Origin of the sequence: Nocardia sp. NPDC058519 (assembly GCF_042719755.1) — a bacterium.
Lineage (GTDB): Bacteria > Actinomycetota > Actinomycetes > Mycobacteriales > Mycobacteriaceae > Nocardia.
In genome coordinates this window covers 91,258-108,862 of record NZ_JBHXNK010000001.1, presented here as the reverse complement: position 1 = coordinate 108,862, position 17,605 = coordinate 91,258, and the positions used below count along the sequence as shown (strand labels likewise).

Here is a 17,605-nt window from a genome sequence, read left to right as displayed (position 1 = left end):
CGCCGGTCGCCCGCCTGGTCGACCACGCTCCCAGGCCTGGCTTGAATTCGCGGAGAGGCGGGCTAGCGGACAATTTGGATGTCCGGTGCCGATTCGCTTCCGCCGACCGGGCGTTGTAAGGGACAGTGGTGGCGGAATGGTTGCCGGGTGGGCGCGATCCGCGTCTGCCCGGCGAGTTCCATCCGCACGCGATGACACTCCCACCGGGGTGTCGTGCCCGAGCCGGAGGTGTGCCAGATGAAGGTTTCGTGCGTTGACGTCGTCGGCTCGGCGGGAGTGCGGTGACATGCGCCATTCGGGACGAGGGGCGATGCTGCCCGGCCGGGACGTGCTCCTGGCGGCCTTCCGCGGTTTGCCACACGATGACCACCCCATCCTCGACGCCGCAGGCGAGCTGGCGCAGCTGCACCAGTTGCGCGAGCGGACCCCGCAGAGCGAGTCCGAGCACATCGATCGCCGCCGCGGCCAATTGATGCGCGCGATCGATCGCTGGGTCATCCTCGCCGCCCCCGTGCCGCACGCCGCGGCCGACGAGCACTGCGAAACTCTCGGCGACCTGGTCGACCGCCTCGCCAAGCACTGCTCCCAGGCATTCGTCGGCCTGGCCGGTGCCCCCGAATCGGTCTTCTACGACGAGTGGGTCCGCCTCCACGACCTCGCCGACAGCTACGAGCGTCTGATCGACGACCTATGGTCGGGTGCCCGCAGCCTGCCGTCGAACAGTTACTGATCCCGACGGCCGCGGGCCCCCGAAAGTATTGGGCTGCTGGATGTTTCGTACGACCTATCATTTGTTGTGAGCACTCGCGATGATCCGGTCGGCATGCCGTCCACTTGCCGGTGGACGGCCGACCGGCCCGATTCCTGTCCGGCGGAATCCGCCGCGGACGAGCGCGCGGAGTCCGCGGCGACGGCCATCGTGCTACCGATCCGCCCACGCACCACCTCGGTCGACGCCGCGCCCCTGTTCTGCCTGGCCGGTGAAGCGGTCCTGGCCTGGAACTATGTGGACCTCGTCGCCCACCTCGACCCCCGCGTCCCGATCTACGGTCTGCAGGCCGGCAGTGAACCGCGCACGATCGGCGAATACGCCACCCGCTACCTCGCCGAAATCCGGCGCATCGCCCCGCACGGCCCGTACCAGCTCCTCGGTTGGTCCGCAGGCGGTTTCGTCGCCCACGAAGTCGCGGTCCGACTCCGCGCGGCAGGCGAACACGTCAGCGTCGTCCTACTCGCTACCGACCCCGCGGCGCCCACACCCGCGCCGCTGTCCGCCGACCGATTCGCCGCACTGCTCGGTGCCGACATCGACACTCCAGCCTTCGAGGCACGCGCCGACGCGGGCACGAAAACGCCCACCACGACCGCCGCGGCGATCAACGCCGCACTGGCGGGAACGATCGACCTCACCGGCAGCGATCTCGACCGTATCGCCGAGGTGAGCACCGCGGCCGCAGACATGGTGACCGGCCACCGACCCTCGTGGCTCCCCGGCGACCTCACCGTGTGCGTCGCGGGTCGCGCATTCGACGGCACCGATCGCCTCGATCATGGTGCCACGGTTGACAATTGGCGCCGCTACGTGGAGGGTGCGATCACCGGCTTCGTCCTCGACGCGACCCCTGACGAACTCACCGCACCCGACGTTCTCCCCGAGATCGCCCGGATCCTGGCGAGCACCGGCCGCTACTGAGCGGTCGCGGACTGGGTGATCGCGGCCCGTGCTTCGGTGATCAGCTTCGCCGAGTCACGAGGACTCAACGCCATCGCCCGCAGCTGATCGAAGATCACGCCGAACCGGCGGATCTCGGAGTGCCCCTCCACCAGGTCGTGCACCGACATGCTCTCCACGTACACCAGTTCGGGGTCGACCGGATTGCGGAAGTCGAGCAGCGTGAACGAGCCCGCCATGCCGGGGTGCGCGCCCGCGTCGAACGGAAGTACCTGCAGGATCACGTTCTTGCGCTTGGTCTCGTCGAGTAGCCGGTCGAGCTGGCCTGCCATCGTCGCGGGCCCGCCGACCACCCTGCGGATCGCCGCCTCGTCCATCACCACCCACAATTCCAGTGGGTCGTCCTTGGTCAGGTTGATGGCGCGATCCATGCGCGCCTGCGCCCTGCTCTCCATCACCGAGGCGTCGAGGCGTGGCATCGAGGTGTCGATCACGGCGGCGGCGTACTCGAAGGTCTGCAGCAGGCCGGGCACCGTCGAGGTCTGGTATTGCCTGGCCGACAATGCTTCCGCCTCGAAGTTGATGTAATTCGCATACACCTCCGACACCGCGCCTTCGTAAGGGCGCGACATGCCGGGTTTCAGCGCGTCGGTCAGCAAGCTGAGTGCTTCCTCGCGCATTTTGTCGTCCACCTGATACAGGTCGAGCATGGCGCCGAGAGTGCGGCGTTGTGGGCGTGCTTGAGCCATTTCGATCCGGTACAGCGTGGTGACGTTGATACCTGTTCGCGCGCTGACGTCTTCCTTGCTCAGCTGGGCGCTTTCACGCAGCTCGCGCAACATGGCTGCGAGCCTGCGGAGCCGGACGGTCAGGGTCGTGCGCTTGCCTGCCATGAAACGCATTATTGCGCTGCAAGGCCGCTATGTCACGCGATCGGCGAAGACAGCGGCATTGGGGCTGCCATGGTGTTCGGCGAGTCCGCGAGGCACGCCGGAAGACCGTGCGGCGCTGCGCATGTGACTCCCGGTTCTGTCAGGGCGGCTTTACTGCAGGAGTGATAACGCAATCTTGCGTTTCGTCTTCTGAGCGAGCATGATCCAGATAGCCTGGTTGCGAACAATCCGAACAGATGACCGGGACAACCGAATCGAGAGCCAATCATGTTGGTAGACAAATCTTGGGTGTCGGGTGAATTCGGGGCCTTGCGATGAGCGCGCCGGTGATGGGGATACTGCCGACCGCTCCGCAATTGTTGTGCGCATTTCAGGGGCGGCGATTTCAAGATCGCGAATTGTTGCGGTCAGCACACGCACTCGCTGAACTGCACGAACGGCGGGGGCAGGTGCGTGACACGGCATTGATCGCCGAGATCGATTGCCGTCGAAGTGAACTCGTCGACGACATCAACGACTGGTGTGTCCAGGAGATCCCGTTGCACCGCAACGGCGCCTCGCTGCACACCGAAAGTCTCGGTGCGGTCGTCGACCGGATGGCGCGTAGCTGGGTGGATGCCAACCAGGCCATCGACATCGACGGTGCGCGAAGCGACAACACCCACAAGCACTGGTACCACCTGGCCGAGCTTGTGGACGGTTACACAGATCTGGTCACCGATGTGGCAGGTGGACGGCGAAGGCTGCCCGAGCAGTAAGGGCTACGCCGGCTCCGGTGACAGCCTCGCCTCGAAGGCGATGCGGTCACCTCGGTAGAGCGAGCGCACCCGTTCGACGGGTGCGCCATCGGCGTCGACGCTGCGCCGGTGCAGCAGCAACATCGGTAGTGCGGTGGTGCATTCGAGCAGACCCGCTTCTCGCGGGGCGGCGAGTACGGTTTCGATGCGTTCGCGCGCACCGGCGAGTTCGACGCCGGTGGCGCGGATCGCGGCGTACAGCGAAGTGGTGGGGTCATAGCTGCCGCGCAGGGCGGCGAAGCGGTGCAGCGGCAGGTAGGTGCTCTCCAGCCCGACACGTTCACCGTCGGCGAGCAGTACCCGTTCCAGGTGCATCACCTCGGTGCCCAGCTCCACCTCGAGGTCGGTGGCCGTCGCCGCGTCGGCGGCGACGTCTTCCCATGCGACCAGGATGCGGCCTGGGGTGCGCCCGAGGCTGATCGCGCCCTCGGTATACGAGCGCAGCGACAGTGGCTGCGTGAGTTTGGGCCGGGAGATCACCGTGCCGCGGCCCTGTCGCCGAATCCTGCCCTCCACCAGCAGTTCTCGCAGTGCCTGCCGCACGGTTTCGCGGGCGACGCCGAAGCGGGTGGCCAGGTCGCGTTCCGAGGGCACCGGGTCGCCTTCGGTGAGATCGGCCAGGAGCAGGTCGATTTCGGTGCGAACCAGAAACACCTTCGGAACTCGGGTCGTCTGCGGCGAATCCATGCCGCCCAGCCTACCCGTATTGGTCTATACCAAAAATTAACTTGCCGTTCTCGTTGCCCACACCTATCGGTCTAGACCATTTGCCACTATCGGTGGCATGCGATTGGTCATCATCGGTGGAGGGATCCTCGGCACCGCACACGCCTGGGCGGCGATTGCCCGTGGACACGAGGTCGTGCACCTCGAACGCGAACGCGAAGCCCGCGGCGCGACGGTCCGCAACTTCGGCCTGGTCTGGGTATCGGGCCGCTCGGCGAACGAGCTCGAGCTGACACTGCGTTCGCGCGAGCTGTGGGAGGAGATCGGCGGCCGGGTCGCCGGCGTCGGCTTCCGGCCAGCGGGCTCGATCACGCTCGTGCGGACCCCCGCCGAACTCGCCGTCGCCGAGGCCGCGGCTGCCGGTGACACCGCGGACGCCCGCGGCTTCGCCCTGCTCGACCCCGACCAGGTGCGCGCGATCAACCCGGCCGTGCGCGGTAAATACCTTGCGGGTCTGCACTGTTCGACCGATGCCGCGGTGGAGTCGCGCCAGGCGCTGCCCGCGCTGCGCGCCCACATGGCCGCGACCGGTCGCTACACCTTCCACGAGGGCACCGAGGCCCGCTCGGTGCTCGACACGGGTTCGGGCGCGGTCGTCGTCGACGATCACGGTCGCCGCCACGAGACCGACCTCGTCATCCACTGCCCCGGCGCCGCTCACTCGGGGCTCACCCGCGAGCTGGCAGGCGAACTTCCGGTGCGTCGCGTGCGGCTGCAGATGATGCAGACCGCCCCGCTGGGCGAACCGCTCACCACCGCGATCGCCGACGGCGACAGCTTCCGCTACTACCCGGGTTTCGCCGGCCCGCAGGTGGATTCGCTGGCAGCCGAGCAGTCCCAGACCGCCACCGCCGCCGAGCACAAGATGCAGCTGCTGTGCGTACAGCGACTGCACGGTGGCCTGACCATCGGCGACACCCACGAATACGTCGAGCCTTTCGCCTTCGACGTCGACGAAGCGCCCTACGAACACCTCACCGAGGTGACCGAGGAACTGCTCGGCCGCAAGCTGCCGCCGATCGTGCGGCGCTGGGCCGGGGTCTACAGCCAGAGCGTCGACCCCGATGTGGTCGTCACCCGGGTGCAGGCCGATACCAACGTGTGGGTCGTCACCGGCCCCGGCGGTCGCGGTATGACGCTCGGCCCCGCCATCGGCGAACAAACCGCCGCCCAGATCGGACTGTGAGGAACAACTATGTCGGACAAGAAGATCCAGCTCGCCGCCCTCGACATGGCAGGCACCACCGTCGCCGACGGTGGACTGGTGCTGCGCGCCTTCGAGAGCGCCGCCACCGCCGCCGGGATCGAGACCGATGGCCCGCGCCGTGCACAGGCTCGCCGCTACGTGGTCGACACTATGGGCCAGTCCAAGATCGAGGTGTTCCGCGCGCTGCTCGACGGCGACGAGGCCGCCGCCCAGAATGCCAACCGCGCCTTCGAAACCGCCTACGACGCCCTGGTCGACGAGGTCGATATCGCGCCGATCCCCGGTGCGGTGGAAGCGATCACCGCACTGCGTGACGCCGGTGTCCGGGTCGCGCTGACCACCGGCTTCAGCCGGAGCACTCAGGACAAGCTCCTCGCCGCGCTGGGGTGGGCCGATCTGGTCGACCTCACTCTCGCGCCGTCCGACGCCGGTCGCGGCCGCCCCTACCCCGACATGGTGCTGGCCGCCGCGCTGCGCGTCGGCGTCGACGCCGTCGACCGGATCGCCGTCCTCGGTGACACCACCAGCGATATCGCCACCGGCCTGGCCGCCGGTGCGGGCATCGTCGCGGGCACGCTCACCGGCGCGCACTCCGCCGATCAGCTGCTGGCCGCGGGCGCCACCCATGTCGTGGCGTCGGTCGCCGAGTTCCCGGCGCTGGTGCTCGCCCACTGAAACTCGCCGTCGCGGTAATCGTCGCGGCGTCGCCCTCCGATCCACCCGTCCCTGCGATTGTCCCGACATCTGAACGAAAGTTGCTGTAATCGTGCGTACTTCCCTCACCGCGCGTCGCCTGTCCAAGGCCGCGCTGCTGCTCGCCGGCGTCACCGCCGTCGCGTTCACCGGCGCCTGCGGTGGCACCGGTACCGAATCCGCGGACGGCAAGACCGTCACCGTGTACTCCGCCGACGGTGTCGGCGGCTGGTACAAGTCCCAGTTCGTCGCGTTCACCAAGGAGACCGGCATCGCGGTCAACCTGGTCGAGGCGGGTTCCGGCGAGGTCGTCAACCGCGTCGACAAGGAGCAGTCCAACCCGCAGGCCGACGTCGTGGTCACGCTGCCGCCGTTCATCCAGAAGGCCGAGCAGTCGGGTCTGCTGCAGCCCAGCGGCATCGACACCGCCGCGGTTCCGGCCGCGGCCAAGGACGCCGAGGGTAACTATGTGACCCTGGCCAACAACTTCCTGTGCTTCATCGCCAACCCCGCGGTCGACGCTTCGGCGCTCACCTGGGAAGACCTGCTGAAGCCGGAGTACAAGGGCAAGCTGCAGTACTCGACCCCCGGCCAGGCCGGTGACGGCACCGCGGTGCTGGTGCTGCTGCAGCAGTTGCGCGGCAAGCAGGGCGCCCTCGATTACCTGGCCGCGTTGCAGGCCAACAATGTCGGCCCGTCGTCCTCGACCGGCAAGCTGCAGGCCAAGGTCGACAAGGGCGAGCTGCTCATCGCCAACGGTGATGTGCAGATGAACCTGACGACGGTGAAGGAGAAGGGCTCCAAGTTCAACGTCTTCTTCCCGGCTGTCGGCGGTAAGCGCTCCACCGTGGCTGTCCCGTACATGATGGGCCTGGCCAAGGGTGCCCCGCACAAAGACGACGCCACCAAGCTGATGAGCTTCCTGATGGCCCCGGCCGCGCAGGCGAAGCTGGGCCCGGAGGCTTTCGCCGTATCGCCGCGCACCGATGTGCCCGCCCCGGCCGATGGTGGTCCGGCCGCCGCGCTGACCGGTGTCGAGGTGGTCCCGGTCGACTGGAACAAGGTGCTGACCGAGCTGGACGCCGATGTCGCGGCGTACCAGAAGGCAACCGGCAGCTGAATTCGGCTGTGATCCAAGGGAGTTGATGATGTCCGACGGTGACCTCCAGATGAAATCCGCGACCTCGGTGGCGGCAACCAACGAACCCGCGATCGTGTTCGACCGGGTCGGGGTCAGCTACGGCAGGGGCCGCAAGGCCGCCGTCGCGCTGGCCGATTTCACCCTGCGCGTCGCCGTCGGCGAGACCGTCGCGCTCCTCGGCCCGAGTGGGTCGGGCAAGTCGACCGCGCTGAAAGCGCTGGCAGGCTTCGTCCGGCCCACCTCGGGAACGGTCCGCCTCGCGGGCCGCGATGTCACCGATCTCTCGCCCGCCAAGCGCGGCATCGGTGTGGTGGTGCAGTCCTACGCGCTGTTCCCGCACATGAACGTGCACAGCAATGTGGCATTCGGCTTGAAATCGCATCGGGTGGCGCGTGCGGAGATCGCCGCGCGGGTCACCGAGGCGCTCGAGATGGTCGGGATGGGTGGGTACGCCGAGCGGCTGCCGCGTGAACTGTCCGGCGGTCAGCAGCAGCGCGTGGCGATCGCTCGCGCGTTGGCGATCAAGCCCAGCGTGCTGTTGCTCGACGAGCCACTCGCGGCACTCGACGCGCAACTGCGACATTCGATGCTCGGCGAGTTGCAGGCACTGCGAAAAGCGTTGCCCGACACAGCGATGCTGTACGTCACCCACGATCAGGCCGAGGCACTGGCGCTGGCTGACCGGATCGCGGTGATGCGCGATTCCCGGCTCGTCGACATCGACACGGCCGAAAACCTCTGGCAACGCCCGCCCTCCGACTTCACCGCCGGTTTCCTCGGCGGCGCGAACCTGGTGCCCTGCACGGTCAACCACGTCACGGGCACCGCCGCTCTGGTGACCGCGGGCACCAAGACGCTGCGCGCTCGAGCGCCGCAACCCGGTGTGGGACTGGCGGAGTGGGCACCCGACGACGATGCCCTGCTGTGCATCCGCCCGCACACGATCACCCTCGGCAAGACCGGCGATCGAGATGCCTTGCGCGCCACCGTGCTCACCTCGGTGTGGCGTGGTGCTACGACTCGCGTCGAACTGGCTGTCGACGGTCTTCCCGGCGAACTCGCCGCCGACGTGTCGGGCCACTTCACCACCGAAGTCGGATCTATGGTCGGCGTGCGGTTGCCGGATCCGGCGGGAGTGCTGATTCCGCGCGCGGTCGGTGGCGGGGAGGTGTCGCGGTGAGCGCACCGGTTCTCGATCCGCCCGTCCCGGCGGCGAAAGTCGCTGGGGCACCGCGCTCGTGGTTGCCGATTCTGTGGACGCTGCCGCCGGTGCTGGTGGTGCTCGGGATCGCGGGTTATCCGATTCTGCGGGTGCTCACCGAATCGACCAGGACGCCGACCGGGCGTGGTACCGAGGTGTGGACCTCGGTGCTCGGGTCCGAGGCGTTCCGGGAAGCGTTGTGGCGCACCGTGTCCATCGCGGTGTGTTCGACGGCGGGCTGCTTGGTCCTCGGTACGTTCCTGGCCGTCGTGCTCGCGTTCGTGCCGTTCCCCGGCTCGGGAGTGGTGGGTCGACTCATCGACACGATCCTGACGTTGCCCTCGTTCCTGATCACCCTCGCCTTCACGTTCCTCTACGGAACCGCGGGCGCGGTGAACGCCCTGATCGCCGAATTGACCGGTGCGACAACACCTGTCATCGATTTCCTCACCACCCCGCTCGGGGTGATCCTGGCCGAGATCACCTACTTCACGCCGTTCGTGGTGCGCCCGGTGCTCGCCGCGTTCGCGCAGATGCCGCGCGAACAACTCGATGTGGCGGCGAGTCTCGGCGCTTCGCCGTGGCGGGTGCTGCGCCAGGTGGTGCTGCCCGAAGCGTGGCCCGCGCTCGCGGCGGGCGGCAGTCTGGTGCTGCTGCTCACGCTCAACGAGTTCGGCATCGTGTTGTTCACCGGCGCCAAGGGTGTCATCACCCTGCCCGCGCTGATCTACACCCGCGGCATCGTCACCTTCGACCTGCCCGGCGCGGCCGTGCTGGCCTCGGTGCAGGTGCTGCTCTCGCTGAGCCTCTATCTCGTCTACCGGTTCGTCTTCGCCCGGTTCATCGCCCGCCCGAAGGGGGAATGATCGTGCTCGTCTGGACTCCTCGCGGAAAAACGCTGGTTCTCGGGGTTTTCGCGCTGGTCGTCGCGGTGGTCTTCGTCGCCCCGATCGCCACCGTGGTCGCCGCCGCCCTGGCAGGGAGCTGGACCGGCCCACTGCCCTCGGACCTCGGCTTCACCAATATCGGTAACGCGCTCAGCGGCGAGCAGGCCGCTAGCCTCTCGGTGAGCCTGCAAACCGCCCTGCTCGCCGGCGCGATCTCCCTCGTGCTCGGCACCTGGGCGGCCCTGGCCTCGCGGGAAGCCCCCACCTGGTTGCGCCGGCTCACCGACGCGGTCTTCCACCTCCCGGTCGCGGTCCCCTCGGTGGCGGTCGGCCTCGGCGTTCTCATCGCCTTCAACGAGCGTCCGCTCCTGCTCGGCGGCACCAAGTGGATCGTGATCCTCGCCCACGCGGTCCTGGTCCTGGCCTACGCCTTCAGCGCCGTCTCCGCCGCCCTCGACCGCCTCGACCCCGCCTACCGCCAAGCCGCCGAATCTCTCGGCGCGGGCCCGATCCGAGTTCTCTGCCAGATCACCCTCCCGCTGTTGCTGCCCGCTCTCGGCGCCGCCGCCGGTCTGGCCGTGGCGCTGTCGATGGGCGAACTCGGCGCGACCATCATGGTCTACCCCGCCACCTGGAAGACATTGCCCGTCAGCATCTTCGCGCAGACCGACCGCGGTGAAGTGTTCGACGCCGCAGCCGGAACCACCGTCCTCGTGGTGGTCACGCTGGTGGTTCTCGTGGTCCTCGGCCGCATACGAGGACGCGCGGCTCTGCGCTGAAAGTTGGTGCGCTGCGCACGACCCCGGTGACTACAACAGCGCCGATGCGTCGACTGCGGTGAGCCCGCCGTCAACGCGGAGGTCGTGGCCGTTGATGAAGGTTGCCTCGGACGAGGCCAAGAAGGCGACGGCGCCGGAATGACCACAGGCCGACGGGCTTACCGCCGGTGGGCCACCACCACCCTGAGTCGCAGCCGGGTGTGGGGGTGGATGTTGTGGCATGAACACCACCCACCCACCCCCGAGGAGCTAACCCAACTCGTGGACCGGTTGCTGGACGCGGGATTGGTCACTCGCACCCGGATCGGTGTGCTTGTTCGATGCGGGGTGGGCCGTCGATTCCCGGTTCGGTCGGTCGCGGGCGGCATTACGGAGTGTGAGTGCAGGCTCGATCGCGCCGGAGAAGGCGCCGAGGCAGATTCGGGTGAGTTCGGCCCGTGAGATCGATTGCGACTGTATCCATTCGACACATACTGTGCGCCCGAAGACGAGCCAGCCGTGTACGGCGACAGCAGCGACGGTGCGGGCGTGCCCTGTCATTTCGAGTTTGTCGAGCAGGCGCTGACCGACAGTGTCGAGTTCCTTGGCGATGATCGCTTGGATTACCGGATCGTCGGCAAGCGCCCCGCGGTTCACAGTCCTACCGGCACGCCGGTTGTCGATGAAGTACTGAATATGGGCGTCGACGGCCGCCTCCAACATCTCGGCGAACGAGCGATCGTCATCGACATCGGTGCTTGCGAGCAACTGGTCACTGGCGCGTTGAAAGATCGCCGCGTAGAAGTCCCGCTTGTTGGAGAAGTAGTGGTACACGAGCGCGCGCGTGACGCCGGCGCGTTCGGCGACCTCTTCCATGAGCACGTCCTCATAGGTCTTCTCTGCGAACAGCGCGGCACCGATATCCAGCAGTTGGTCGTGCCTTTGCTGCGGAGTCAGTCGTCGTTCTGCCATCTCGCCAATCTTACTTGACACGTGTATAACAACCGGTAGCCTTGGCCTTATTATACGTTCGTCAAATAAGGACGGAGTTCGACGATGACCGCCTCTACCACCACTCCACCCACCGTGCCCGGCTATGTGAACTGGGTTGTGAAGCGTCTACTGCGGTCACCAGCGCACCGGGTGATGAGCAAAACGACGATGCTGCTGACCTTCGCCGGTCGACGGACCGGCAACCGATACGTGGCTGTCGTTCGATATCTCCGACAGGGCGAGTTGGTGTCCTGTTACACCGACAGCAAGTGGTGGATCAACCTGCGCGACGAACCGGCCGTCGAGCTCCTGATCGCCGGACGAAGGATGACCGGAATCGCTACTGTCGTCGAGGATCCCGCAGTCATCGCTGACAGCTTGTCCGAATTCCTGCACACGATGCCCGGCGATTCGAAGTACTACGGCGTGCGCCGGAACGCCCAAGGGCTGCCTCGCGCCGACGACATCGCCGAAGCGGTCAAGCGCACCAGACTGATTCGGATTCAACTCGCCTCCGGGAGATAGGTCCCAGTGCTCGAATGTTCAAGGTCCGCAGACGCTGCATTCGGCTTGGCCGGGGTTGGCAAGGCGGGTGCTCACCCAGCTCGCCTGGTGGTCTCGTCACCTCCGCGCTGCCGAGCCTTGTCCGGGTTGATGAAGAGCCGAACGCCCTCGTACACCACTGTGTTCGGCACATCGTCGTCGTTGTCCGGGTCGCCGGAGTCCGCAGGATCCGGCAGTTCCGCGATCTCCTCGATGACGATCTGTGCGCGCGCCGCGCCGGGATCGAACATCTCCTGAAACGGCCCGACGAACGAACCCCCGAGGCCGCGGCGCTTCGCCCGAACAGCCGCCCACCCGAACAGTGCCAACGGGCCGATGGTGGCGATCAGCAGTAACAAGTCCCCGCCCATGCCGACGAGCGTACCGATGAGGGACGGACTTTCCGTTGATCACCGAACCTCCGTGAACGTGGAGCGACCCGACCTCCCATTCGGGGCGACCGGGTCGTACGCGTTATTCGGTTCGGGATGCCTTCGGGCTAGCCGCTGAGGCTGGACGAGGCGGTGCTCAGCAGTTGCAGGATGTTCTGGAAGAAGTCGCACCCGCCCGGCGCGCCGATGGGGAACTCGACGCATCCAGCGACCGGGGCAACCTGTTCTGTGGCGGCCTGGGCGGTGGCCATCGGGGCCAGCATCAGCGCACCGGCCAGTGCGGCCGCGGCGAGTGATCGTTTCATCGAAATTCCTTACTGCTCTGAGTTTTCGAACTGTCCAACTGCCCCCCGAGCGGCGAAGATCACGCTATTGGGGCATCAGCTCAGCTACTAGACCCCGGTTCCGCGGCCCACGGATCCGGGGGCACTATCCGGGCATTCGTGCCCATCACAACGCACTGCTGGTCGAGGCGTCCGCACCTGCCGCCTATCGTGGGTGGTCGAGACTCGCGCTCCCTCTCACGTTCGGTCGGCTCAGTACCCTGGGCTACACCCGGGCCCGATGCCCGGTTTCGGTGAGCCGTCGGTTTCGCAGGTCAGTGGTGACTGGTCGTCGAACCTTGTTGTCGGGCCCGTCCACCAATTGGTAGTCGCGCACGATCAGCGCGGCTCGAAGCATCCAGATGACTTTCGGATCGTGCGCACTGAGTCCCACGAGTTCGTAGATGCGTCGGAGCCGGTAGTCGACGGTGTTCATGTGGATGTGGGTTTCGCGTGATGTGAGCCGGCGGTTGAGGCCGTTGTTGATATGTGCGCGCAGCGTGCTGATCAAATCCGGAAACTCGGCCACCGGATCGAGGAACACCTCGAGACGATCCCGTCCAGGCCCCGGCCGAGTCAGCTGATACTCGATAGCGAGGTCTTCGATCTGGTAAAGGCCCGGTGGGTAGTGGAGTCTTATTGCCACGTCCAGCAATTCGTGGACCTCCTCGGCCGCCGAGGGAATCCGATCCCGGTCGACGGTGACCCCGACAACGGTGAGTGAGGTCAGCCCGACCATGCCGCGGATCTTCTCGGTGCCGAACGAGTCCGGCACCAGAATTGTTGCGCCGAATTCGGACTCCAACCCCGGCACGGGCTGCCCGAAGCTCCTCGACAGCATCGCCCGGAAGTCGCGCGGCGCTACCGCATCACGCGCGGACCGATCTCCGGCCACCGCGAGCACGGTGTACCGCTCATCGAGCGGTGCACCGTGCTCACGGGTGGCTCTCGTCGTATGGCGGCCGCTGAGCAGAGCGTGCGCCACATACCCACCGCGATCGCCACTCGGCGGTGCGATCTCCATATATATCGTCGACACCGTCTCGGTCACCGCGCTCAACGCATCCATCAGCCGGCGAACGTCGTCGAAGGGCGCCGAGCGTGCTTCGAGATCGTCCAGGTGGAGCCGGAACCCCGCGTGAACATGTTGCTGCACAGTGTCGATCGGTACGCCGATGCTCGCCCAGCGCGCAGCGGCCGGACGAATGCGCGGCATCCGGGCGCCGCGGTGTGTCCGCTTCGCGTCGGACACCAGTGCCAGACAATCGGCAACGACGGCGCTGATCTCCTCGCGCAGCACGTTTCCTCGTCGGCTGCGGCGCGGGATGGTCTCGAGAATCTTGTGCGCGATGCGGTCGGTCGCCCGCGCGAGCTGCACGGGCGACTCGAGTTCGAGGTGGCTGGTCATCGGGGGTTCACAGTGTGCCGCCGCCACCGATCAACCACGGGTTGAACGTGCAGTTCATGGCCGGGTGGTTGACGGGGTCGAGGGCGTTGAGGGCGATGGAGGCCGCGCGAGGGGAGTACATGAGGGTCAGGTGATCGGACAGGTCCTGTTCGCACCCTTCCTGCAGCGTGATGTTGCGGACCGTCGCACCTTCACCGGCGCGCAGGAACGCCCAGTCATAGGGGTTGGAGACCTCGTCGTAGCGCGATGCCACCGCGGTGTAGTCGACGCCGGGAACGGTGTCGCCCTTCGCGTTCAGCGTGGCGTAGAACGCGGACCCGACCGCCTGCTGGATGTTCGATATTCCGACGATCGGCTCGTTGAAACCGAGGATGTCGATGCCGAGGTTGTTGATGGCCCGGCCGAGCGTGGCGATGCCCATCAGAGTGGTGCCGTGGTGGGTGGCACCGTAGGTCACCACCTTCTCGACCTTGCCCGCGCCGCCTTCGAACTTCAGGTAGTGGTTCGCGATCGTGCCGCCCTGCGAGTGACCCACGATGTCGACCTTGTCGGCGCCGGTGGTTGTGCGCACCCGCTCGATGAAATCGGCGACCTGGCGCGACGATTCCTCCATCGGGCCCACGCCGTAGCGACCGGGCAGAACGGCACCGAGGCCACCGCCCTCGAGGAGCCCGGAGCGACCGAAATTGAGGGCGAACACGCAGAATCCGGCGCGGGCGAGCTGCGGTGAGAGGTAACTGAAGGTGTCGAAGGCGTTGAGCCAGGTGCCGTGTAGCAGGACCACCGGGTTGGGATGCTCAGCACTCGGCTTGCAATCCCACTTGTTCGCACCGGCGGGGGCCACATCCGGACTGGCGAGGCCATAGGCGAATGCGGCCAGCGGGGCGGTGAGTTCCGGGCCCTGGCCGACAGGGGCAGCGGCCGTGCTGTGTCCATATCCCGAGCTGCTGCCCGAGGCGCTACCTGAACTACCGCCGGATCCGCTTCCCGAGCTACCGCCCGAGTCGACGATCGCCTTGGGCTGCCTGCCGTCCGGCGACGGCCTCAGCCCAGCGGTGATCGTATCGGCGAACGACTGCAAGTCCGAGGGGATGACGGGCTCCGCACCGGCGGACGTGGCTCCGAGCCCGTGCCCGACGGCGACTCCCACGATGAGCGCGGCGGCCACCACGGACCGGCGCATGTGCTGCTTCATTGCAAGCATCTTCAACAATTCCTATCTGATCGACCGCTCACCCCGATCCCAGTGACTCAGAGCACAATCGAATGACACTGTGATGCACATCGCTGCATGGTGGCGGCAAGGAAAAGTCTGTACCGATCGGTATGCGACGTCACTGCACTCACGTCCAGAGTCGTCGGACACGACCTTGTAGCCAGCGCCAAACTCCGAATTTGCCAGGGGCGCCTGCGGACGAGCGACGTTGTTCGCCCGCTCAACCGTCCAGCCGGATGCGGATGCCCACCATGCGCTCGGAGCCTCCGCGTAGCCTGCTGCCCAGCAGGCCGATCTGGGCGACCAGCCCGTACTTGCGCTTCATCAGGGTGGTGAAGTGTGCGCTCGCGTCCGGGGTCAGCACCTCGGCGAAGCCGGGAAGTGGGGCGCCGAGCGGCTTTCCGCGCCAGTCGCAGGGGGTGGCCGTTACCCGGCTCTCGTTGCGGATGCGCTTCACCTTGCCTGCGTCCGCCGCGCTCCACACCGCCAGCGTTTGATCGTCGCGCATCACCCAGACGGGTGTGGGGACTGCCCTGCCGTCTCGGCGGAAGGTGGTGAGGAGCAGGTACTTTCCGGCCGCCAGCTCGCCGAGCGCCGTGTCGCTGTGTTTCATGGCAAGATACTAACCAGTTAGTTAGTTTCGTGGTCGTGGGATCCGCCCAGCGCTCACGACGCGGCTGAGAGGAATCTGCATGGGGCGATTTGTCGGGACGTTGCTCGCGGGCTTCGTGCTGGGCACCCCGGCGGTCCCCGTCGGCCTCTCGCTGTCCCTGTCGGGCCCGGTCGCGCTGGTCGCGGTCTTGCTGGGCGCGGCCTGCTGTGTGGTCTTCGCGGTGTTCGCAATGGAACGTGCCCGGTTGCGCTGGCAGTCCTGGCGTGTCCGCCGGAAGTCGGCTGCCGCACGGGCCGATTCGGCCACGGAGGCCGATGGTGCATCCGTGGCCGCTGCGGCCGGCGACAAGGCGCCCGCAGCGGACACCCGGCTCTCCGGCGCCGCGGGGCGGCGGGCCCGGCGGGTCCTCGACCGATACGGCGTGGCGGGCTTCGGCCTCGTGGGGCCTGCGCTTTTCGGCACCTGGGGTTCGGCCCTGCTCGGTGCGGCGCTCGGCATCCCCAGCTGGCGGCTGATCCGCTGGCTGATGACCGGGGTCGCCCTGTGGTGCACGGTGCTGCTCGTCGCATCGGACGCGGCCTTCGCCGTCTTCGGAATCGGGTGACGCAGCGGATGTCCCGAGCCGACGCCACCAAGGCACGCATTCTGCGAGCCGCCACCGATGAGTTCGCCACGTACGGTATCGCCGGAGCCCGGGTCGACCGGATCGCCAAGACGGCGGCGGCCAACAAGAACCTCATCTACGTCTACTTCTGCAGCAAGGACCAACTCTTCGACGCGGTCTTCGACGCCCACGTCACCCACGGCCTGGATTCGGTCCCCTTCACCCCCGGCGACCTCCCCGAGTACGCCGGACAGCTGTTCGACTACTGCCGTCAGAACCCCGAAGTCATCCGGCTGGCCACCTGGCACCGCCTGGAGCGTGGCGACCTGGCCTTCGCGGCACCTGCGCGCGACGCGAAGCTGGACGCACTTGCCGCAGCACAGAAACAAGACGGTATCGGCTCCGAATTCTCACCCACGACGCTGCTCACTCTCGTCCTGAGCATCGCTCTCGCGTGGAACCCGAGCAACGTCACCAGCATTCCCGCCTCCTCGTCCGAGGCGGAGAGCGCCGATGATCGACGCCGCGCGATCGTCGAAGCCGTGCGTCGGCTTCTGTGAGCGGGACCCCGGTATGTGTCCCAAACGGCAAATCCCTCGGCGAATTCCACGGTCGTATCAGTGAATCCGGCAGCGACGCGGCACAAACCGATCGAAACAAAATCAACCCCGATGCGCCCTTTACTTTTTCATCCTCTACGGCGTACTGAGTGCACGCTGAAGGTGTTGCTGCTTGTCGATGGAAGCGCTATACGGATGTATCGAGTAGCTCGTGGCCCAGCGTTCGAGAAGGCCTGGAATTCGAAGCCCTGTATTAATGTTTGTAGGTCCTCGCTGGTAGTGGAACCGGCGCACATCTGCTTCCCGATCTCCGATTATTAAGGATCGAATTGCGCAATAGTGGCCGGTAACATTTGCACACCGAATGTTCTTTTTACTGGTTTGAGAGTGTCGCGACGGTCAAAATCGTCAATGTTGATCAGCACGTACCACTTCCATTTCGAGAAGGGATACAGATGCATCACACGATCAAAACCACTCTCATGGCCGCGCTCGTCGCCCCAACAGCCCTCGGGTTGTTCGGCGTCGGCCCGGCAACTGCGGACACCGGCGTGCAGTCCGGTGATACCGGGCTGTCGGCCGCCCAGGACGACGGGGCTGAAAATGGCGCCGCTGAAGAAGGCGACGCTGTGGATAGCGGCGCTGAGGATGGCAACGCTGAAGACGGCGACGCGGTAGACGCCAGTGCTGATGACGGCGACGTCGGCGATGCCGAGGACAACACCGCTGAAGATGGCGACGCTGAGGACAGCAACGCTGAAGATGGCGACGCTGATGCGGGTGGCGGCGCTGAAGCGGGTGGCGGCGACGCCGGATAGGGCGGGTACGTCCTGGGACTCGCCGTAGGTAGCTGGCGAAGCCCGACGACTTCGTAGTAGCAATCACGGCCGCGGGGGGGGGCCCCCGGAACACCGCCCCCCCCCCCCCGCGTGCGAAACCCAAAAATAGACCGCCCACAATAGGGGGGGCGGGGGAGGG

Annotated in this window: 21 protein-coding genes; 13 read left to right on the top strand and 8 right to left on the bottom strand. The window is 66.7% G+C overall.

The window, feature by feature from the left end; translation table 11 throughout:
- Positions 1-310: 310 nt before the first annotated feature.
- Both ACFWPK_RS00505 and ACFWPK_RS00500 read left to right on the top strand, forming a co-directional pair.
- Positions 311-730: a hypothetical protein gene (locus ACFWPK_RS00505; protein ID WP_378912375.1), complete on the top strand. Its 420-nt coding sequence runs from the start codon at positions 311-313 to the stop codon at positions 728-730.
- Positions 731-796: 66 nt separating this feature from the next.
- On the top strand, positions 797-1,693 hold the full coding sequence (locus ACFWPK_RS00500) for a thioesterase domain-containing protein (RefSeq protein ID WP_378912374.1): 897 nt from the start codon (positions 797-799) through the stop codon (positions 1,691-1,693).
- Here the strand turns inward: ACFWPK_RS00500 and ACFWPK_RS00495 are convergent.
- Complete coding sequence (locus ACFWPK_RS00495; protein WP_378912373.1) at positions 1,687-2,565, bottom strand: helix-turn-helix domain-containing protein; 879 nt, start codon at positions 2,563-2,565, stop codon at positions 1,687-1,689. The two genes, ACFWPK_RS00500 and ACFWPK_RS00495, sit on opposite strands and share 7 nt — an antisense overlap.
- A 398-nt stretch (positions 2,566-2,963) precedes the next feature.
- Between ACFWPK_RS00495 and ACFWPK_RS00490 the strand changes: the two genes are divergently transcribed.
- Positions 2,964-3,323, top strand: coding sequence for a DUF4254 domain-containing protein (locus ACFWPK_RS00490; protein WP_101468584.1), 360 nt, complete (start codon positions 2,964-2,966; stop codon positions 3,321-3,323).
- Between the two features lie 3 nt (positions 3,324-3,326).
- Here ACFWPK_RS00490 and ACFWPK_RS00485 read toward each other — a convergent pair whose 3' ends face one another.
- Positions 3,327-4,049 carry a GntR family transcriptional regulator gene (locus ACFWPK_RS00485; protein ID WP_378912372.1) on the bottom strand — a complete coding sequence of 241 codons (723 nt, stop codon included), beginning with the start codon at positions 4,047-4,049 and terminating at the stop codon, positions 3,327-3,329.
- A 97-nt stretch (positions 4,050-4,146) separates the two neighbouring features.
- On the opposite strand from ACFWPK_RS00485, the gene ACFWPK_RS00480 reads away from it, so the two are divergent.
- From ACFWPK_RS00480 to ACFWPK_RS00455, 6 genes are all read left to right on the top strand, one after another.
- Entirely contained in the window at positions 4,147-5,274 is a 1,128-nt protein-coding gene (locus ACFWPK_RS00480; protein WP_378912371.1) for a TIGR03364 family FAD-dependent oxidoreductase, read from the top strand.
- Between the two features lie 9 nt (positions 5,275-5,283).
- Complete coding sequence (locus tag ACFWPK_RS00475) at positions 5,284-5,970, top strand: phosphonatase-like hydrolase (protein WP_378912370.1); 687 nt, start codon at positions 5,284-5,286, stop codon at positions 5,968-5,970.
- Between the two features lie 91 nt (positions 5,971-6,061).
- Positions 6,062-7,108, top strand: coding sequence for a 2-aminoethylphosphonate ABC transporter substrate-binding protein (locus ACFWPK_RS00470; protein WP_378912369.1), 1,047 nt, complete (start codon positions 6,062-6,064; stop codon positions 7,106-7,108).
- Positions 7,109-7,136: 28 nt separating this feature from the next.
- Positions 7,137-8,309 carry an ABC transporter ATP-binding protein gene (locus tag ACFWPK_RS00465; RefSeq protein ID WP_378912368.1) on the top strand — a complete coding sequence of 391 codons (1,173 nt, stop codon included), beginning with the start codon at positions 7,137-7,139 and terminating at the stop codon, positions 8,307-8,309.
- Entirely contained in the window at positions 8,306-9,196 is an 891-nt protein-coding gene (locus ACFWPK_RS00460) for a 2-aminoethylphosphonate ABC transporter permease subunit (RefSeq protein ID WP_378912367.1), read from the top strand. The genes ACFWPK_RS00465 and ACFWPK_RS00460 overlap by 4 nt, the downstream gene beginning before the upstream one ends.
- 2 nt (positions 9,197-9,198) lie before the next feature.
- The gene (locus ACFWPK_RS00455; protein WP_378912739.1) at positions 9,199-9,996 is read left to right on the top strand and encodes an ABC transporter permease; all 798 of its coding nucleotides are present in this window, start codon (positions 9,199-9,201) and stop codon (positions 9,994-9,996) included.
- A 249-nt stretch (positions 9,997-10,245) separates the two neighbouring features.
- Here ACFWPK_RS00455 and ACFWPK_RS00450 read toward each other — a convergent pair whose 3' ends face one another.
- Positions 10,246-10,947 (bottom strand): TetR/AcrR family transcriptional regulator, encoded by a 702-nt coding sequence (locus tag ACFWPK_RS00450; protein ID WP_378912366.1) that lies wholly within the window; start codon positions 10,945-10,947, stop codon positions 10,246-10,248.
- 84 nt (positions 10,948-11,031) lie between these two features.
- On the opposite strand from ACFWPK_RS00450, the gene ACFWPK_RS00445 reads away from it, so the two are divergent.
- The gene (locus tag ACFWPK_RS00445) at positions 11,032-11,493 is read left to right on the top strand and encodes a nitroreductase/quinone reductase family protein (protein ID WP_378912365.1); all 462 of its coding nucleotides are present in this window, start codon (positions 11,032-11,034) and stop codon (positions 11,491-11,493) included.
- 71 nt (positions 11,494-11,564) lie between these two features.
- On the opposite strand, the gene ACFWPK_RS00440 is transcribed toward ACFWPK_RS00445, so the two are convergent.
- From ACFWPK_RS00440 to ACFWPK_RS00420, 5 genes are all read right to left on the bottom strand, one after another.
- A complete protein-coding gene (locus ACFWPK_RS00440) occupies positions 11,565-11,882 on the bottom strand; it encodes a hypothetical protein (protein ID WP_378912364.1) in 318 nt (105 codons plus the stop codon).
- Positions 11,883-12,010: 128 nt separating this feature from the next.
- Complete coding sequence (locus tag ACFWPK_RS00435; protein WP_378912363.1) at positions 12,011-12,208, bottom strand: hypothetical protein; 198 nt, start codon at positions 12,206-12,208, stop codon at positions 12,011-12,013.
- Between the two features lie 244 nt (positions 12,209-12,452).
- Complete coding sequence (locus tag ACFWPK_RS00430; RefSeq protein WP_378912362.1) at positions 12,453-13,634, bottom strand: PucR family transcriptional regulator; 1,182 nt, start codon at positions 13,632-13,634, stop codon at positions 12,453-12,455.
- 7 nt (positions 13,635-13,641) lie between these two features.
- On the bottom strand, positions 13,642-14,829 hold the full coding sequence (locus ACFWPK_RS00425) for an esterase/lipase family protein (RefSeq protein ID WP_378912361.1): 1,188 nt from the start codon (positions 14,827-14,829) through the stop codon (positions 13,642-13,644).
- A gap of 241 nt (positions 14,830-15,070) precedes the next feature.
- Positions 15,071-15,463, bottom strand: coding sequence for a PPOX class F420-dependent oxidoreductase (locus ACFWPK_RS00420; RefSeq protein ID WP_378912360.1), 393 nt, complete (start codon positions 15,461-15,463; stop codon positions 15,071-15,073).
- Between the two features lie 79 nt (positions 15,464-15,542).
- Between ACFWPK_RS00420 and ACFWPK_RS00415 the strand changes: the two genes are divergently transcribed.
- The 3 genes from ACFWPK_RS00415 (at position 15,543) to ACFWPK_RS00405 (ending at position 17,445) form a co-directional block, all read left to right on the top strand.
- Positions 15,543-16,067: a hypothetical protein gene (locus ACFWPK_RS00415; RefSeq protein WP_378912359.1), complete on the top strand. Its 525-nt coding sequence runs from the start codon at positions 15,543-15,545 to the stop codon at positions 16,065-16,067.
- An 8-nt stretch (positions 16,068-16,075) separates the two neighbouring features.
- Positions 16,076-16,627 (top strand): TetR family transcriptional regulator, encoded by a 552-nt coding sequence (locus tag ACFWPK_RS00410; RefSeq protein ID WP_378912358.1) that lies wholly within the window; start codon positions 16,076-16,078, stop codon positions 16,625-16,627.
- A gap of 455 nt (positions 16,628-17,082) precedes the next feature.
- On the top strand, positions 17,083-17,445 hold the full coding sequence (locus ACFWPK_RS00405; RefSeq protein WP_378912357.1) for a hypothetical protein: 363 nt from the start codon (positions 17,083-17,085) through the stop codon (positions 17,443-17,445).
- Positions 17,446-17,605: the final 160 nt, after the last annotated feature.

Bases quoted from the DNA above. Each gene is read 5' to 3' on its own strand.
- ACFWPK_RS00505 (WP_378912375.1), top strand. From the start codon at position 311: ATGCTGCCCGGCCGGGACGTGCTCCTGGCGGCCTTCCGCGGTTTGCCA.
- ACFWPK_RS00495 (WP_378912373.1), bottom strand. From the start codon at position 2,565: ATGGCAGGCAAGCGCACGACCCTGACCGTCCGGCTCCGCAGGCTCGCA.
- ACFWPK_RS00485 (WP_378912372.1), bottom strand. From the start codon at position 4,049: ATGGATTCGCCGCAGACGACCCGAGTTCCGAAGGTGTTTCTGGTTCGC.
- ACFWPK_RS00480 (WP_378912371.1), top strand. From the start codon at position 4,147: ATGCGATTGGTCATCATCGGTGGAGGGATCCTCGGCACCGCACACGCC.
- ACFWPK_RS00475 (WP_378912370.1), top strand. From the start codon at position 5,284: ATGTCGGACAAGAAGATCCAGCTCGCCGCCCTCGACATGGCAGGCACC.
- ACFWPK_RS00465 (WP_378912368.1), top strand. From the start codon at position 7,137: ATGTCCGACGGTGACCTCCAGATGAAATCCGCGACCTCGGTGGCGGCA.
- ACFWPK_RS00450 (WP_378912366.1), bottom strand. From the start codon at position 10,947: ATGGCAGAACGACGACTGACTCCGCAGCAAAGGCACGACCAACTGCTG.
- ACFWPK_RS00445 (WP_378912365.1), top strand. From the start codon at position 11,032: ATGACCGCCTCTACCACCACTCCACCCACCGTGCCCGGCTATGTGAAC.
- ACFWPK_RS00440 (WP_378912364.1), bottom strand. From the start codon at position 11,882: ATGGGCGGGGACTTGTTACTGCTGATCGCCACCATCGGCCCGTTGGCA.
- ACFWPK_RS00435 (WP_378912363.1), bottom strand. From the start codon at position 12,208: ATGAAACGATCACTCGCCGCGGCCGCACTGGCCGGTGCGCTGATGCTG.
- ACFWPK_RS00430 (WP_378912362.1), bottom strand. From the start codon at position 13,634: ATGACCAGCCACCTCGAACTCGAGTCGCCCGTGCAGCTCGCGCGGGCG.
- ACFWPK_RS00425 (WP_378912361.1), bottom strand. From the start codon at position 14,829: ATGAAGCAGCACATGCGCCGGTCCGTGGTGGCCGCCGCGCTCATCGTG.
- ACFWPK_RS00420 (WP_378912360.1), bottom strand. From the start codon at position 15,463: ATGAAACACAGCGACACGGCGCTCGGCGAGCTGGCGGCCGGAAAGTAC.
- ACFWPK_RS00415 (WP_378912359.1), top strand. From the start codon at position 15,543: ATGGGGCGATTTGTCGGGACGTTGCTCGCGGGCTTCGTGCTGGGCACC.
- ACFWPK_RS00410 (WP_378912358.1), top strand. From the start codon at position 16,076: ATGTCCCGAGCCGACGCCACCAAGGCACGCATTCTGCGAGCCGCCACC.
- ACFWPK_RS00405 (WP_378912357.1), top strand. From the start codon at position 17,083: ATGCATCACACGATCAAAACCACTCTCATGGCCGCGCTCGTCGCCCCA.